Annotated in this window: 16 protein-coding genes; 9 read left to right on the top strand and 7 right to left on the bottom strand. The window is 42.8% G+C overall.

Annotated elements, in window-relative coordinates; genetic code table 11:
• The first annotated feature begins 67 nt into the window (after positions 1-67).
• The gene (locus J4N22_RS02425; protein ID WP_207492119.1) at positions 68-247 is read left to right on the top strand and encodes a hypothetical protein; all 180 of its coding nucleotides are present in this window, start codon (positions 68-70) and stop codon (positions 245-247) included.
• A gap of 49 nt (positions 248-296) precedes the next feature.
• Here the strand turns inward: J4N22_RS02425 and J4N22_RS02420 are convergent, their stop codons facing one another.
• Positions 297-992, bottom strand: coding sequence for a YjjG family noncanonical pyrimidine nucleotidase (locus J4N22_RS02420; protein ID WP_207492118.1), 696 nt, complete (start codon positions 990-992; stop codon positions 297-299).
• A gap of 125 nt (positions 993-1,117) precedes the next feature.
• Here J4N22_RS02420 and J4N22_RS02415 point away from each other — a divergent pair, with 125 nt between their 5' ends.
• Both J4N22_RS02415 and J4N22_RS02410 read left to right on the top strand, forming a co-directional pair.
• Positions 1,118-1,819 (top strand): SDR family NAD(P)-dependent oxidoreductase, encoded by a 702-nt coding sequence (locus J4N22_RS02415; protein ID WP_207492117.1) that lies wholly within the window; start codon positions 1,118-1,120, stop codon positions 1,817-1,819.
• A gap of 58 nt (positions 1,820-1,877) precedes the next feature.
• Positions 1,878-2,102, top strand: a complete 225-nt coding sequence (locus J4N22_RS02410) for a hypothetical protein (protein ID WP_207492116.1) — start codon at positions 1,878-1,880, stop codon at positions 2,100-2,102.
• 306 nt (positions 2,103-2,408) lie between these two features.
• Here J4N22_RS02410 and meaB read toward each other — a convergent pair whose 3' ends face one another.
• Positions 2,409-3,317, bottom strand: coding sequence for a methylmalonyl Co-A mutase-associated GTPase MeaB (gene meaB, locus J4N22_RS02405; RefSeq protein ID WP_207492115.1), 909 nt, complete (start codon positions 3,315-3,317; stop codon positions 2,409-2,411).
• Positions 3,318-3,575: 258 nt separating this feature from the next.
• Between meaB and J4N22_RS02400 the strand changes: the two genes are divergently transcribed.
• Positions 3,576-4,457: a lysophospholipid acyltransferase family protein gene (locus tag J4N22_RS02400; protein ID WP_207492114.1), complete on the top strand. Its 882-nt coding sequence runs from the start codon at positions 3,576-3,578 to the stop codon at positions 4,455-4,457.
• An 11-nt stretch (positions 4,458-4,468) separates the two neighbouring features.
• Here the strand turns inward: J4N22_RS02400 and J4N22_RS02395 are convergent, their stop codons facing one another.
• Positions 4,469-5,410 (bottom strand): glycosyltransferase, encoded by a 942-nt coding sequence (locus tag J4N22_RS02395; protein ID WP_207492113.1) that lies wholly within the window; start codon positions 5,408-5,410, stop codon positions 4,469-4,471.
• Between the two features lie 126 nt (positions 5,411-5,536).
• Here J4N22_RS02395 and J4N22_RS02390 point away from each other — a divergent pair, with 126 nt between their 5' ends.
• Positions 5,537-6,352, top strand: a complete 816-nt coding sequence (locus tag J4N22_RS02390; RefSeq protein WP_207492112.1) for an FkbM family methyltransferase — start codon at positions 5,537-5,539, stop codon at positions 6,350-6,352.
• Between the two features lie 40 nt (positions 6,353-6,392).
• On the opposite strand, the gene J4N22_RS02385 is transcribed toward J4N22_RS02390, so the two are convergent.
• On the bottom strand, positions 6,393-7,319 hold the full coding sequence (locus tag J4N22_RS02385; protein WP_207492111.1) for a glycosyltransferase family 2 protein: 927 nt from the start codon (positions 7,317-7,319) through the stop codon (positions 6,393-6,395).
• Positions 7,320-7,461: 142 nt separating this feature from the next.
• Between J4N22_RS02385 and J4N22_RS02380 the strand changes: the two genes are divergently transcribed.
• Entirely contained in the window at positions 7,462-8,412 is a 951-nt protein-coding gene (locus tag J4N22_RS02380) for a glycosyltransferase family 2 protein (RefSeq protein WP_207492110.1), read from the top strand.
• A gap of 374 nt (positions 8,413-8,786) precedes the next feature.
• Here J4N22_RS02380 and J4N22_RS02375 read toward each other — a convergent pair whose 3' ends face one another.
• A complete protein-coding gene (locus tag J4N22_RS02375) occupies positions 8,787-9,845 on the bottom strand; it encodes a glycosyltransferase family 4 protein (RefSeq protein ID WP_207492109.1) in 1,059 nt (352 codons plus the stop codon).
• Between the two features lie 25 nt (positions 9,846-9,870).
• Complete coding sequence (locus J4N22_RS02370) at positions 9,871-10,746, bottom strand: glycosyltransferase family protein (protein ID WP_207492108.1); 876 nt, start codon at positions 10,744-10,746, stop codon at positions 9,871-9,873.
• 167 nt (positions 10,747-10,913) lie between these two features.
• Between J4N22_RS02370 and J4N22_RS02365 the strand changes: the two genes are divergently transcribed.
• From J4N22_RS02365 to J4N22_RS02355, 3 genes are all read left to right on the top strand, one after another.
• The gene (locus J4N22_RS02365) at positions 10,914-12,104 is read left to right on the top strand and encodes an O-antigen ligase family protein (RefSeq protein WP_207492107.1); all 1,191 of its coding nucleotides are present in this window, start codon (positions 10,914-10,916) and stop codon (positions 12,102-12,104) included.
• Positions 12,105-12,181: 77 nt separating this feature from the next.
• Positions 12,182-12,820 (top strand): LON peptidase substrate-binding domain-containing protein, encoded by a 639-nt coding sequence (locus J4N22_RS02360; protein WP_207492106.1) that lies wholly within the window; start codon positions 12,182-12,184, stop codon positions 12,818-12,820.
• A 110-nt stretch (positions 12,821-12,930) separates the two neighbouring features.
• A complete protein-coding gene (locus J4N22_RS02355) occupies positions 12,931-13,842 on the top strand; it encodes an HAEPLYID family protein (RefSeq protein ID WP_207492105.1) in 912 nt (303 codons plus the stop codon).
• Between the two features lie 45 nt (positions 13,843-13,887).
• On the opposite strand, the gene chrA is transcribed toward J4N22_RS02355, so the two are convergent.
• The gene (gene chrA / locus J4N22_RS02350) at positions 13,888-15,012 is read right to left on the bottom strand and encodes a chromate efflux transporter (RefSeq protein ID WP_207492104.1); all 1,125 of its coding nucleotides are present in this window, start codon (positions 15,010-15,012) and stop codon (positions 13,888-13,890) included.
• Positions 15,013-15,155 lie beyond the last annotated feature (143 nt).

The raw sequence follows: 15,155 nt of genomic DNA, 5'->3' as shown, positions 1-15,155 counted from the left end.
ACAATTTCTGAAGCTGCAATTCGTTGATTACTGTACATTTAAAGCAGAAACCTTAAATAAGATCCATATGAAAAAGTTATTGATGATTGCTACTGTTGCCTTATTGTCAACTGGTGCTGCATTTGCCTGCGATGGCGACAAGAAAGCATGTTGCAAAAAAGAAGAAAAGAAAGAGTGTTGCAAGAAAGGTGACAAGAAAGAGTGTCACAAAAAAGAAGATAAAAAAGCCACTAAACCAGCAGCTTAATCTTCTTGCAAAAAACATTAAAGCTCCCACGCCGGGAGCTTTTTTATTTCTACAGTATCTGTTCCAGTTCTTTCAGATGGTGAATGATATATGTCGGCTTCAGGTCTGTTGGCTCTTGAATATGGTTGACAAAGACAGTATCCATACCTGCGTTGATGGCTCCCTGTATATCAGCATCCAGGTTGTCGCCCAACATCAGGCTTTCTTCGTAGCAGCACTTGGCGCGGTTGATAGCAAAATCAAAAATTGCTTTTTGTGGCTTCAGGCAGGAAGCGGATTCGGAAGTGATGACTTCGATGAAATATTTACCTATGCCCGAATTCTCCAGTTTTCGCCACTGCACTTTCTCAAAACCATTGGTTATAAGATGAAGTACATAACCCTTTTTTACCAGGTATTCCAGTATCTCGATCGTGTAGGGAAACAAACCTTTTTTGTTGGGCAAAATTTCCAGATATGCTTCGCTTAGTTTTTTAGAAAGTTTCTCATCGCCAATTTTATACTCCAGCAGTGTATGCCACATCCGCTTCCACTTCAGTTCTTCTTGTTTTATAAAACCATGGTGATACCTGTCCCACAGGCGTTTATTATGAAATGAATAGGTACGGTAAAATCCTTCAAAATCTTGTGTAACAGAATTGTATAGATCATACTCGCCAAATAGGTCGCGGAGCGTTTCTTTAGAATTAGTCTCAAAATCCCACAGCGTATGATCCAGATCGAAGAACAGGTGTTTGTAGGCCATGGCTGCAAGTTACTGGTAGCATGGCAAAAGCTTGACAAAGAAAGGTGAAAGCAGTGGCCGGTGTAGCGGCAAAAGGAGTTACTTCGCGTTTGGTGAGCGAAAACATTTACCAGTAACAATATATTATGAACATTGTAATAACCGGTGCCAGCAAGGGAATAGGAAAAGCAGTTGCAGAACGTTTTGCTAAAGAAGGTCATTCCATTATCATCTGTTCGCGAAGCAGGCAATCGCTGGATGCAGCTGTGGCAGATATAGCTAAAGTGAATACCGCTGCCACAGTTCATACTTATGAAGTAGACATGTCAATTCCTGCGCAAGTAAAAACTTTTGCTGCTCAGCTGATTGAAGCTGCACTTGTACCTGATGTACTGATAAATAATGCAGGCCAGTTTATTCCCGGCAGCATCTACAATGAAGAGGAAGGAACGCTGGAAAAGATGATAGAAGTAAACCTCTATAGTGCCTACCATTTTACCCGCGCTATGTTGCCAGCCATGATGGAGCGTAGGAGCGGACATATCTTCAACATCTGCTCAATTGCTTCGTTGCAGGCATATGCTAACGGAGGCTCGTACAGCATCAGCAAGTTTGCACTCCTGGGCTTTAGTAAAAATTTGAGGGAAGAAATGAAGCCGCATGGAATAAAAGTAACAGCCGTACTTCCAGGTGCTACCATGACGGACAGCTGGGCAGGTGCTGACATAGAACCTACACGCATAATGGAAGCCAACGATGTAGCTGAAATGATCTATGCAAGCAGTCAACTGTCGGCTATGGCTGTAGTAGAAGATATTGTGCTGCGTCCACAACTGGGCGATCTATAATAAGCAATAAAAGATGTTATCACTTTTGTAACTGTTTCACCTACTACCTTTGCACTGTATGAAAACGTGGAGAATATTTTTACTTACCATATTAATAGCAGCCGCTGCTAGTCTGCAGCCTGCAGCAGCACAGTGTTCTATATGTACCAAGACCAGTATGCAGCAAGGTGAAAAACCAGCTCGTGGTATGAACAGTGGTATCGTTTACCTGATGCTTACTCCTTTTGTTGTTATGGGATTTTTAGGCTACCGCTGGTATAAGAACCAGCAGGGGGAGTTTTAGGGAATGAGGCGTTAGGTGTTAGGTGTTAGGTGTTAGGCCTTAGATGTGAGAGGTAAGGTATGAGGCCTGAGGATGAACTTTATAGTTATTGGCAACATTGTAATTGTCATCCCGACGAAGGAGGGATACTCACATTTATATTTTTTGACTTTTAAATTTTGACTTAGCATGAGATGCCTCCTACCTCGGTATGACAGTAACTTTCTTTAGCTTTTGACTTTTGAATTTTTGAATTTTGACTTAGCACGGGATGCCTCCTACGTCGGCATGACAGCAAACAGGTTTTCGTTTTTGACTTTTGACTTTTTACTTTTTACTTTTTATTACCATCCACTCTTCCACAAACCGGTAAAGGTTGAATGCATTGCTGGCCGCAATGGCTTGCTGCAGTTCCTCTTTGCGTACGTTTTTCATGCGTTTTTGCTGAATGACCTGGTACGCCTTTTCTGCCAGTAGCCAGTGTTGTCTTGAAGAATCTTTTTGTAATTCATTGTGTGCAGTTACCTGTTGTACCAACTCATCCAGCCCCTGCTTTTGCGAAGCAATGGTTTTTACCACAGGTATATGCCACTGCTGCTTTTGTACGGCTGCATGTACCATCATTCGCAGGTTCTTTACAAACATATCAGCATCGGGGCGGTCGGCTTTATTTACCACGAAAATGTCTGCTATTTCCATCAACCCTGCTTTCATGGTTTGCACCTCATCACCTGCTTCGGGCACCACTACCACCACTGTAGTATCAGCCAGCGCAGCTATCTCTATTTCGCTCTGCCCCACCCCTACTGTTTCTATAATTATCATATCAAATGGAGCTGCTTTCATCACATCAGCTATCTCTATGATTTTCGGATGAAGCCCACCCAAACTTCCGCGTGTAGCCAGCGAACGGATGTAAACAGAAGGATTGTTGTACCATTCGCTCATTCTTATCCTGTCGCCAAGCAAGGCTCCAAAACTAAAAGGCGAAGAAGGATCAACACAGATAACACCAACACGTTTACCCTCTGCTACCAACTTACCAATCAGTGCATCGGTAAGGGTACTTTTACCTGCACCCGGCGGACCAGTTATACCTATAATAGAAGTAGCTGAAACAGGCAGCGACCGAAGAAAAGCATCATAGCCTTCTACTTCATTTTCAATAAGCGAAATGGCTCGAGCCAGGCTTTTAATATTTCCAGATGATATAGACGGCAGCAGCTTATCCCACATTAGCAATTGATGTTGAGCAGTTGTTGCAAACTTAGGCAAAGGAGGTTGGAAGTTTGAAGATTGAGGTTTGAGGTTGAAAGTTTAAAGTTTAAGGTTAAAAGTTGGAGAACCATTTTCAATCAAAATCTTGGAACCTCAACTACCCCCAACCAGGAACAAGAAACTAGGAACCTGCTTGGCAGCAAACATTCTAAAGCCTCATATCGTTACTTTTGCGCACCACCCGCGGTGCCTGCAATGCGGTGAAAAATCTTTGTAATGTATCATTTATTATACGGCATACTTTACCTGTTGTCGCTGCTACCGTGGCGGGTGCTGTATTCTATCAGCGATTTTGCCTTCTTCCTGCTTTTTCATGTATTTGGCTACAGGAAGCAGGTGGTGCACAGCAACCTGCTGCAGGCTTTTCCGGGTAAATCGCAGGCAGAAAGAGAAAATATAGCGCGTGAATTTTATAGTAGCCTTTGCGACAGTTTTGTAGAAACCCTGAAGATGCTTTCGATGTCGCGGACAGATTTTACAAAGCGGCTGACAGGGAACTTTGACCTACTTACTGAACTATATGCTACTGGCCAAAGTGTGCACCTGCACTGCGGTCACTTCTTCAACTGGGAGTATATGAGCTGGTCGATACCTGTGTATACGCCTTATAAAATGCTATCGGTGTATATGCCGGTTACCAACAAAGTGTTCGACCGACTGATGCTAAAGATCAGGAGCAGGTTTAATACCGTGATGCTGTCGGCCTTTACTTTCCGCTCTACTTTTCACCAATATAGTAGCGAACAATATGCGCTGGGTCTTGCTGCCGACCAGGCAGCTTTTCCTGCTACCGGCTATTGGCTGCCATTCTTTGGTAAGCTTGCACCTTTTGTTACAGGCCCTGAAAAAAGTGCGCGCCTAAATAATGCTGTGGTGGTGTTTACCAATTTTTACAGGCATGGCAAAAGAGGCTACTACCATGCTGAATTTTCGGTGATGACCACTACACCCCGCGACACAGCCCGCGGCGAAATCACCAAAAGTTTTGTTGCATTTGTAGAAGACACCATCCGTACAAGACCTGCAAACTACCTATGGACACACCGAAGGTGGAAGTGGGATTATAACGAAGCGTACAAGCGGAATTTGTTGAAATAGCCAACGCACAACTACGATTCCATACCGAGGGAAAAACGGTAGCTGTGCTTCAGGTAAGAGAAGAATGACAACAATTTTTTCTGTTTATAATGAAACACTAAGTTCCTGTTGTTTACAATAAACAGGAATAGAGGCATAGAAAATTTTTGAGATAAACTCTCCTCGAGCAAGACGGCAAATTTTACTGCGTATTGCCTGTGTCCTTCCGGAATATTTGGTGCTTCTGCAAAAGCCTTACAATGTTTGATGGCTTCCTTCTTATGGCGGATAACATTTTCTACCAATGAACGTTTGGTAAAATCAACAGAGATATTTTTTTCATGACCACGCTGCAATACCAGCACTTCCGGAACATACTGCAGCCCACCATTATAGGATGCTACCACACCAATCCACCAGTCGTACATTATACCTTCTTTAAAAGGCAATACAAGATCAAGAAACTCCCGCCTGATCATCAGCGCATGGCCACTAACTGTATTTCCCAGGAATATCTTCCGAGCGTCGGTGCCTTTGTATTTACGCAACCTCCTGTTTGGATGGATTTTTTTAGGAACTGCACCCCTAAACAAAATTGAATTGCAATAAATAGCAGGTTTCTCTGGCTTCCATGCTTTTAGCATCCGCTCTATCTTCTCCTTTATCCAAACATCGTCCTGGTCAGATACAGCTATCACATCACCTGTTGCAGCCTTGAAAGCGGTTTCAAAATTTTTGGTGAAACCAAGATTTGTTTCGTTCCTATGAAGCTTGGCAAAAGGATAATCTTGGATGGTTTCCTGAATTATCTCTACTGTATCATCTGTGGACATATCATCAAACACCAGCAGTTCGTGCAGCGGGTAAGTTTGATGTAGAATAGATGTCAGTTGCTCTTTTACGTACTTCGCCCCGTTGTGCGTACACATAATTACCGACACCTTAGTTCCTACCTGCTTCTCCTGGTTTGCCATGGACGCAAAATTATGGATTCACCTTCTACAACCGCTCATCACCTTTTTCAATAAAAGCCGTTTACCTATAGTACCGCACCACCCTGTTCAAAACACTTATATTCGCTGCAAAATAGCTTTTCAATAATGGGTTTGCGAACAATGCTCGGTTTAAAGAAGAAAAAATTCCTGCCAAAGAACAAGTCTCCGTACGAGTTCAAAGAACAGGAAATGGAGCAATTGAACCTGCTTGAATTTGGCTCATTTGGCAGTATTGAATTGTTTGGCAAACCTTTCAATTTCCATGAAGGGCGCTGCTACTACGACTCTTACAAAGAGATCATTTCTGATAAGATCTACCAGTTCAAAAGCAGCTCTTCTAAGCCGTACATCATAGACTGTGGCGCCAATATGGGCCTGAGTGTTTTGTTCTTTGCAAAACAATATCCCAATGCCACCATTATTGCATTTGAACCCGAAGCACCCATATTTGATGTGCTAAAAAAGAATGTTGAAACCTACCACCTTGGAAATGTACAGGTGCTGAAAAAAGCTGTTTGGAATGAGCAGACCACATTGAAATTTTATACCGATACCGGCATGGGTGGCAGTGTAGAAAATGTTTTCAGCCACCAGGAACCAAAGCTAATAGAAGCCGTGCGGTTAAAAGATTACCTGGATAAGAAAGTTGATTTTTTGAAACTGGACATAGAAGGTGCTGAGTATGCAGTACTGCAGGATTGTAAAGATGAACTGAAGAATGTAGAAAACCTGTTTGTTGAATATCATTCCTTCATCAAAAAAGAACAACACCTGGATGATATACTTGCCATGCTGAAAGAAGCAGGCTTCCGTTATCATTTAAGGCAGTCGTTTTCGCGGCAGCACCCGTTTGTAGATAAATTACTGGCCTGCGAAAACATGGATATGGCTATCAATATTTTCGCCTACCGCCACGATTAGCGTTTCTTAGTGTCTTAGCGCCTTAGCGGCCTACAAAAATTTACGCTTCTACATCACGCTCTCCTCTTGCCACCTTACGCAGTTCTACCAATTGGCTAAAAATATTCTTTCGCCAGAAGGTAAACAGCACGTGTTTATGTTGCCATAGAAACAAAAACAGTGGCCAGGAGAAATAACCTTTAGCTTTTGTCAGCCACAATTTGTGCAGCTTCTTCAAAAATTCTTTATGCTGCTCTTGTGGATTTTGCAGTAGCAATTCAAACCATTTTTTCTCATGCACAAAATCGGCATAGCGCCGCTGTAGATTGCGCGATGGCACCTTCTTGTTACCAATGGTTTTTGTAACCGTTTTAGGATGCTGCCTGTAAAGGCTCAGTACCTCGTGCAGGTAAACAATACCGCCAGCATTTGCTGCATGAACGGCTATCCACCAGTCGTGGTAGAATCCTTCAGGCAGCGGCAAAGCGGATTGCAAAAGATCACGTCTTACCATCATAGTATGCCCCGAGACAGCGTTAAACATAAAAAAGTTCCTGCTATCATTCGTACTCTTCAGGTCGCGTACATCCGAAAGTTTCTTACCAAGTTCCTTGCCCTGCTCATTTATTAACATACTATCGCTATACACCAACGAGTGGTTGCCAATCGTCTCCACCAGCCGCTGCATTTTATGTGGCAGAAAGATATCATCCTGGTCGGAGAATGCTACCAGCTCGCCTTTAGCCAAACGAACTGCAGATTCGAAATTCTTTACAAACCCGATGTTCCGCTGGTGGTATACCAGCTGCACATTGGCATGATGGCGGAAGGTTTCTAAAATGTTTTTAGTACCATCTGTTGAAGCATCATCCGAAATGATCAACTCCAGGTTGGGATATGTTTGCTGAAGAATAGAATCTATCTGCTCTCGTAAAAAACGTTCGCCATTGTATGTACATAAAACAACAGATACCAGGGGTGCATGCATGGTGTTTGGCCTTTTTATAGCTGCCTTATTACAGGCTTTGTATGGTGCTTGTTACTAACTTCGTCCATCGCAAAAAGTAAAGATAAAGGCGTTGGTTGCTTTCACCGGCATTGACCAATGTAAAAGGAAAATAAACTACGGTATGACCCCGCAACAAGCATCTACCTCCACTGCACCACTTGTTTCTATTGTGCTTACCACTTTCAATGGGCAGCAGTATTTACCTGCACAGTTAGATAGCTTGCTGGCTCAGACGTATCCAAACATCGAGATCATTGCAGTGGATGACAGGAGTACAGATGATACCGTTGCCATACTTCGTTCCTATGCGGCCAAACATGCCAACATGCAGGTGATTGTAAACGAAGAGAATCTTGGCTATAAAAGAAACTTTGACAAAGCATGCGGACTGGCAAGTGGTAAATGGATAGCGCTATGCGACCATGACGATGCATGGGACAAGGAGAAGATAGAGAAGCTGGTAAATATCATTGGCAACAGCCCGATGGCTTACTGCGACTCTTACATCTGCACTGCACAACTACAACAAACAGGCAAAAGAATATCTGATAATGTAAACAGCCAGCCATGGACCAACTGCCTGCAGCAGGCTGTGTTCTGCAGGATATATGGCAATACGATGTTGCTAACAAAAGAATTGTATAATGCAGCACACCCTTTCTTACTGGCCATACCACACGATTGGTGGCTTGCATTTGTTGCCACACTTCATGGAAGAATAGAATACCTGCACGAGCCATTGGTTTATTACAGGCAACATGCGCAGAATCTTATTGGTGCAGTTGGCGGGAAAAAAAGCGACAAAAGAAAAGAAAGCTTACAAAAAGAAGCAGAAGTAGAAAATATAAGAACAAGGATTAAGGCCTTCTACGAAATCTGTCCTGCACATTTAGAAGAAGAAAAAAAGATATTAAGTGAATTATCAAAAAGCTACCAGAGCTTTTCAATCACCAACAATTTCCACCGGATGAATTTATTCCTGCAATACAAGGATGAACTTTTAAAAGTCAAAAAACATTCAGCCCTGCATAGATATTTATTTAGTTTGAAAATGTTCTTTAAAATTAAATAGGCTACTGTTTAAGTATGAACTATAAATGATGTACTAAGAATTGTTTTGATCTACTTGTATAACCTGTTTTGCTTTTTAATTTTTATTTTTTGCTTTTGGCCTCTAACCTCCAACTTCTAACCTCCAACTTGGCAAAGGGACGCCTCCTTCGTCGGCATGACAGATTATAGAATGTCATCCCGAGGTACGAGGGAGCCCCGGCATACAATCTCATAAAGTTGATTTCTTCTATTTCCTCAGTATTACAGATCACTCTGTTTGAAATTCTAACCTCCAACTTCTTACCTCCAACTTGGCAATGGGATGCCTCCTTCGTCGGCATGACAGATCAAACCTTTTTTAATTTTGACTTTGACTTTTGACTTAGGTTAACTTCATCTCAACACTCCCTCATACACCTTCCAATATTCTTCCGCAGCATTGTCCCAGCTAAATTCATTTGACCTGTTGATCAATTGCTCGGACTTAGCATCTGAGTGAAAAGTTATTGCTTCATTTGCCATTGCACTTACATGATCTGCATCAAAATTTTGGAGGTATGTAGCAAGTTCACCACCAACTTCAGGAAGCGAGGTAGCTTGAGAAAGTAATACAGGTTTACCAAAGCGCATGGCTTCTATTACCGGCAAACCAAATCCTTCGGCCAGCGAAGGAAAAGCGAATAAAATGCAGTGCTGCAGCAGCCAATATTTTTCTTCCTCCGTAACCGGACCAATAAAATGAACACGATCGGCAACACCTATACGCTTAGCTTCATCAAATATCTTTTGCAAATATTCTTTGCTATGTACAACACCTGCAATCACAAGTTGTAGTTGGTTGTGCAACAATGCACCCGGCAAAACATGAAAATTCTTTTTATGTGCAATGGTTCCAATTGAAAAAATAAATGGAGCTTTTAATTCAATGGCAGGTTTGATTGGAATAATATTCTCCCGGATATTACAGCCGTTATAAATTACATGAACATTCTTTTTTTGCACCTGCAGGTGTTGCTGAATTTCCTTTTTTACAAATTGAGAAATAGCAACAATTGCATCTGCACGATCTGCTTTTTGCTGCAATAAATCCAGGTATTTTTTTCTTTTTTGTGCATCCTGTTTTTCGTACAGGAAATTAAGATCATGAATGGTAAGTAGAATTTTCCCTTTGCTCTTAAATGGAAAATAACTGGTGCTTTGGTTGGTGCAATGCCATAATTTAAAACCAGCTGCAAAACGCATCGACAGTTTATGCAAAGGCAACTGCCGGATGATGGGAGCTGTATTTTTAAAGCTATGCTGCACGTTTGGTGGCAGGTAGAAGCCAATCCTGTGCTGGTGATGCCGTTGCTGCTGCAGTAGTGCCGAACCCAGTTGTTGGCAATAGTGATAGATGCCCGTGTGCGGGTTCTTCATTCGCTCTGCATCAAATATTATATCTGGCTTCTCCATTGGCTATGCAAGAATGGTAAACATTCTAGCGTATGATCTTGTAGTTTTTAAATTGGAACAAACGCAGTCCGGTCAGCTTTTCCACCAGGTACAATAAGCGGTTCTTAAATGAAAACTTCTTTTGCTGTGGATCAAGTTGCAACTGCCAGTTTTGATTGTTTACACGCTGCTGCATCACCGCGGGATGGGTACCGTTAAAACGTGTTATCGAATCATATTCATTGAAGTTGAAGATATCGTTGGGCTGCAATGTACCCGCAACCTCTGGTGCACCCGGGTTCCACAGCCTGCCGGTTTCGCGCAGCTTCAGCATCATTTGTGCCGGGCTTTTTACCCAGCCATAGTGATAGATATAAGCATCCACCGGTTTTACCTTTAGCTTGGTTGTGCCTACTCTAAAGCCTTGCGCATCTTTATAAGCACTTATCTTTTTATCATTCCTGATGATGCGCACTTCATGATTGTACCACTTGCGGCTGTCGCCCACATAGTTGTACGTGCCGTAGAAGTGCAGGTACTTAAATAGCAGCCCCTGTACACGGTGGTCATCTTTATAACGCTTACATCCTTCAACAATGGCTGCATGATATTGCTCGTGTACCACCTCATCGGCTTGTATGTAAAATGCCCAATCAGAAGCAGGATCAATCAATTGAAAAGCTTTATTGGTTTCAATGGCCAGCACAGCGCCACCTTCACGTACATTCGGGTCCCACACCGAATGATGGATCTTGATCTTTGGATCAGCAATTGCTTCTACCAGTTGTACAGTTGTGTCTTTACTATCACCCACCAGCACTATCATCTCGTCTACCACCGGCAGTATAGAGCGAATAGCTTCCACCACCGGGTAATCATTTACCACCGCATTTTTGATAATTGTAAAGCCCGAAATCTTCATGAGTGCAAAGAACAGGAAAAATGTCGGATGTCTGATTTGGAGATGTCGGATATGTGAACTTCCGGGAAAACAATAGTAGCCTTATCATAGCCTGATCAACTACATCGATAACAACGGTGGCAGCAACCTTCCTAAACAAGATTTAGATTTACAGCAAAACCTACAACTTGAACGGCGGGAGGCAGAAGCTATTTTTCTTTCTATTTCTACTGATGCTCGTTGGCCTGATGGCATCACGTGCGCTACTTTCCATCGCTCCTGTTGCTATGGTACTGGTTCTTATTGTATTCATTCCAAGTGTAAAGGCCCTCTTTCGCCAGCCAATGGTAGCGTGGAGTTTTGTTCCGCTACTATTGTTCCTTACCGGCTGGTACCAGGCGCCCCTTCATTTAGAAACGTATGATTACCTGCTTACACTTTTGATGTATCCTATAGCTGCACTGGCAGGCTGTTGCTACATCAGTAAAAACGCAAAGATCTATCAATATGCCTGGCTGATAGTAGGTGGCCTTAGCTTATTGTATCCAGCATTTTGGTATATTAATCATGCTACCGAAGTGAATGCCGCTTATGGCCGTGGCCAATCATTACCCACCTTCATGAGCGGCGATCATATCCGCTACGGGTTGTTCTTGAATAGTATGCTGCTCATTGGCGCAACTATACCAACCAGGCGATACATTTTACGCAATGTGCTGCTGCTACTACTGGTAGCCATTATTGTCATCATGGCTGTACGCACTGCATGGATCAGCATGATCATCATTATCATGTTTGCAGCATTTGCTAAAACCATAGAAGCACGTCGTCTTTTTAAAGGGTTGCTTGCTGCGCTTATTCCCATAGCAATTGCAGCTTACCTGGTTGTACCCACTGTAAAGCAGAAGGTGAATTATGCACTGTACGATCACCAGCAGTACCAGCAACAGCAAGACATCAGCTATTCGGATGGTGTGCGTCGTAGCATCAACACTGCCGCCTGGAAATCCATCACAGAAGACAAGGCAGGTGGTGCTGGTTGGGCAGCAGTGCCTGCCAATATACAGCAGCGTTATACTAAAGTTTATGGCGCGCCACCACCCTTCAACTGGCCTTTTAACCAATGGCTGTTTTGGTGGATGGGTGGCGGACTTGTAGCAGTGATTTTATTTAGCTGTTGGCTCCTTTACCCTGTATGGTGGGGCTTCAAAAACAACAATGCAGCAGTCGCTTGCTGGACATTGGTAATAGCTGCAAGTTGCATGGTGGAAAGCACACTATCACTTCAGTATGGGGTGCTGGTTCATGTATGGCCACTGGCACTGCTGTGGAAGCATAAGCCTTCAATAAGCGAGACCAGCGAAGGAAAAAACTGCTGAACATATACCAGTTGCTGGTGTTTAAGAAATTCTCAATGGCACTATTTTTACACCCGCTTAAAGCTGAATAAACAGGCATGACGAACTTCATTCCCATATTTCCACTAGGTATTGTTGTATTTCCGGGTGAAGACCTGAACCTCCACATTTTTGAACCGCGCTATAAACAACTGGTAACAGAATGCTATGCTGAAAAGAAACCATTTGGCATTCCTACCGTTTTGAAAAGTGGACTTGCTGAAATAGGAACATTGGTAGAGATAACTGAAATAGCCGAAGTATATGAAGATGGAAAGCTGGACATTAAAACAAGAGGCCTAAAAGTTTTCCGCATTCTGGAAGTAGTGAAGAGCATACCAGACAAATTATATAGTGGCGCGATTGTAAACTATTTGGATAATGATGATAAACGCCACGTCATCAAAATGCGCAACCTTGTTAAGTCAATAAGAGAACTGCATGCCACACTTAAACTGGATAAGGATTTTAAAAAGCCTGACGACCAGTTGCTTTCGTACGACCTTGCACATCATGCAGCCTTATCGCTTGAAGAAGAGCATGAACTACTTGGCCTGATGCGCGAAGATCAACGGCTGGAATACCTGAAACGTCACATCAAAAAGATTCTTCCACTTGTGAATGAAATGGAGCAACTGAAAGAGCGGATAAAGCTTAATGGCCATTTCAAGGATTTGTCCAGCAACTTCAACCTGTAGCGTCTCATTGGCCTACATCCATAACAGGACTTTTAACAATTACACAAAATTTCTATTGATTAATTGCCATACTAAAACCCTCTATTTGCAGTTTATAAGCCAATGATTTTATGATGAGACACCTACTACTTCTTTGTTTGCTATTCCCGGTTTTTGCCTATGCGCAAACTTCTGACACCACCATAAACAAAGCAGAATTAGACAGCTTATACATCATAGAAATTGAGGAGATACACGAACCTGATAAAGTTTTACATGCAGAGCCTTTGTTCATTGACCTGATACGTGACCTTGGTGCACGCAAAGGAGAAAAGGAATGGAACGTAGGGCTTGGTTTAACTGACCAATTGAACTACGACAAGTATACTGCCTTGATTGAATACGAATGGGCCCCGGTAAATCGTCTTGGCCTGGAGGTGGAACTTCCGTTTACTTTTTACGCCAAACAACCTGTACCATCAAACCCTATAGACCTGCCGGGAGACAAATTGGATGGTATAAAAACCGCTATCCAATACACGTTTTATGTTTCTGCAAAAACCAATACTTCAATGGCATTGGGATACATAAACGAGGTGATGCTAAAGCCATTCAATAACATGAAATCAGGAAGAGTAGTAGAAGGAAACAGCTTCAATCCATTCTTCATCGCGGCCAAGCGCTGGGGCAACAATTTTCATACGCTGCTTTATACAGGGCCTGTTGTTGAAAGATTTTATGGCACCAAAGAAACACATTCACATTTCCAGGTGAATTCAAACTTTCACTACATGATAAGTGGTACGCGAAATTTTATTGGTGTAGAAGTAAACCAGGAAGTAGAACATGGAAAATGGAATACAGTGGTTCGTCCACAAATGCGCCTCGGCATTATGGATAATTTAATGGTGGGTATAGTAGCGGGTATACCTGTGAGCCGACAGAATGAAAGGCTGAGTTCTTTTGCAAGGCTTATATATGAACCAGGTCATCATACCACTCCTAAAAAATATAGGCACGCACGGCGAGTTCCCTTTCACTAATTTTTCATGAATAATATTTTGTGCCTGTGTAGCAAGTTTACCTGCTTATACAAAATGTAGCAGGTAACCTGCCAGTGCGCCACCAGCTACTATAAAAGCAGTATTTACTTTAGGAAAAGCAAATGCCATAACAAAGCCTGCTATAGCAATAACAATAGCTCTCCAATCCAGCAGGGCCGCACGGCTCATTTCAATCATGATGGACAGAATAATGGCTACCGAAGCTACATTCACTGTATCAAGAAATGCAGCCATAACTTTTGAGCGACGAAGTTTTGGAATGAGTGGATTAAGCAACGCCACAAACAAGAACGAAGGAAGGAAGATACCTATACTTGCTGCTACCGCACCGCCCATGCCACCAAGCTGCCAGCCAATAAAAGTAGCCGAAGAGAAAACTGGTCCCGGCGTAAATTGTCCTACCGCTATGGCATCTATTAATTGTTGCTTGCTGAGCAACCCGGTGGCCACCAATTCTGCATCCAGAAAAGCAAAAAGCACATAGCCGGTACCATATAAAATGGAACCAATTTTTAAGAAAGTAAGGAAGGTTTGAACAGGTGATAAAGAAAGATTGAACTGTTGCACCTGCAGTAAAACCAATGGAGCAATCAAGCGAGCACTATTAGCTCGCTGCTGCAGAAAAAATAATACAATACCTAAAACGCCTGCACCAAACAGCACTACGATCTCGTTCATTCCAGTTAGTACGGCTATAGCAGCCAGTACACCAATCACAGCAAGCTGTACAGATTTCAAAGCTTTTCTGCCGAGGTTGATCATACCTACTACAACCACAGCTATAATAGCCGGCTTTATGCCATAGATGAAAGGAGCAACTTGCGGCAAGTGCCCATACTGCTGATAAGCCCACGCAAACAGTGCAGTAATGATAACCGCTGGTGTAATGAAACAAGCGCCTGCAACTACCAGTCCTTTCCAGCCTGCACGCTCTTTACCAATGTGCATGGTCATCTCGGTAGAATTGGGACCGGGGATGAGGTTGGTAGCGCCAACAAGATCCAGGAAGTGCTGATGATCCATCCACTTGCGTTTGCGCACTACCTCTTCTTCGATCATAGCTATGTGCACGGCGGGACCACCGAAACCAATTACCCCCAGTTTCAGAAATAACTTTGCTACTTCTTTTAAATTCTTCTTTTGCTCCATTGCTTTTGTATACGATAATCAATAGACCAACGGCCGTTGGCTGGTGAATAGTAAATCGTCAATGGTCAATAGTGAATTGTACATAGTGAATAAGCCTTGGGTAAGAGTTGATAGCCATTTACTCCTTACTGGCGTGGAAATTT

The sequence above is a fragment of the Aridibaculum aurantiacum genome (assembly GCF_017355875.1).
Taxonomy (GTDB): domain Bacteria; phylum Bacteroidota; class Bacteroidia; order Chitinophagales; family Chitinophagaceae; genus Segetibacter; species Segetibacter aurantiacus.
The sequence above is the reverse complement of the archived record's forward strand: the minus strand, read 5'-3'. Positions and strand labels throughout refer to the sequence as shown.

Bases quoted from the DNA above. Each gene is read 5' to 3' on its own strand.
- J4N22_RS02425 (WP_207492119.1), top strand. From the start codon at position 68: ATGAAAAAGTTATTGATGATTGCTACTGTTGCCTTATTGTCAACTGGT.
- J4N22_RS02360 (WP_207492106.1), top strand. From the start codon at position 12,182: ATGACGAACTTCATTCCCATATTTCCACTAGGTATTGTTGTATTTCCG.
- meaB (WP_207492115.1), bottom strand. From the start codon at position 3,317: ATGTGGGATAAGCTGCTGCCGTCTATATCATCTGGAAATATTAAAAGC.
- chrA (WP_207492104.1), bottom strand. From the start codon at position 15,012: ATGGAGCAAAAGAAGAATTTAAAAGAAGTAGCAAAGTTATTTCTGAAA.
- J4N22_RS02355 (WP_207492105.1), top strand. From the start codon at position 12,931: ATGATGAGACACCTACTACTTCTTTGTTTGCTATTCCCGGTTTTTGCC.
- J4N22_RS02375 (WP_207492109.1), bottom strand. From the start codon at position 9,845: ATGGAGAAGCCAGATATAATATTTGATGCAGAGCGAATGAAGAACCCG.
- J4N22_RS02385 (WP_207492111.1), bottom strand. From the start codon at position 7,319: ATGCATGCACCCCTGGTATCTGTTGTTTTATGTACATACAATGGCGAA.
- J4N22_RS02410 (WP_207492116.1), top strand. From the start codon at position 1,878: ATGAAAACGTGGAGAATATTTTTACTTACCATATTAATAGCAGCCGCT.
- J4N22_RS02415 (WP_207492117.1), top strand. From the start codon at position 1,118: ATGAACATTGTAATAACCGGTGCCAGCAAGGGAATAGGAAAAGCAGTT.
- J4N22_RS02380 (WP_207492110.1), top strand. From the start codon at position 7,462: ATGACCCCGCAACAAGCATCTACCTCCACTGCACCACTTGTTTCTATT.
- J4N22_RS02370 (WP_207492108.1), bottom strand. From the start codon at position 10,746: ATGAAGATTTCGGGCTTTACAATTATCAAAAATGCGGTGGTAAATGAT.
- J4N22_RS02390 (WP_207492112.1), top strand. From the start codon at position 5,537: ATGGGTTTGCGAACAATGCTCGGTTTAAAGAAGAAAAAATTCCTGCCA.
- J4N22_RS02420 (WP_207492118.1), bottom strand. From the start codon at position 992: ATGGCCTACAAACACCTGTTCTTCGATCTGGATCATACGCTGTGGGAT.
- J4N22_RS02400 (WP_207492114.1), top strand. From the start codon at position 3,576: ATGTATCATTTATTATACGGCATACTTTACCTGTTGTCGCTGCTACCG.
- J4N22_RS02395 (WP_207492113.1), bottom strand. From the start codon at position 5,410: ATGGCAAACCAGGAGAAGCAGGTAGGAACTAAGGTGTCGGTAATTATG.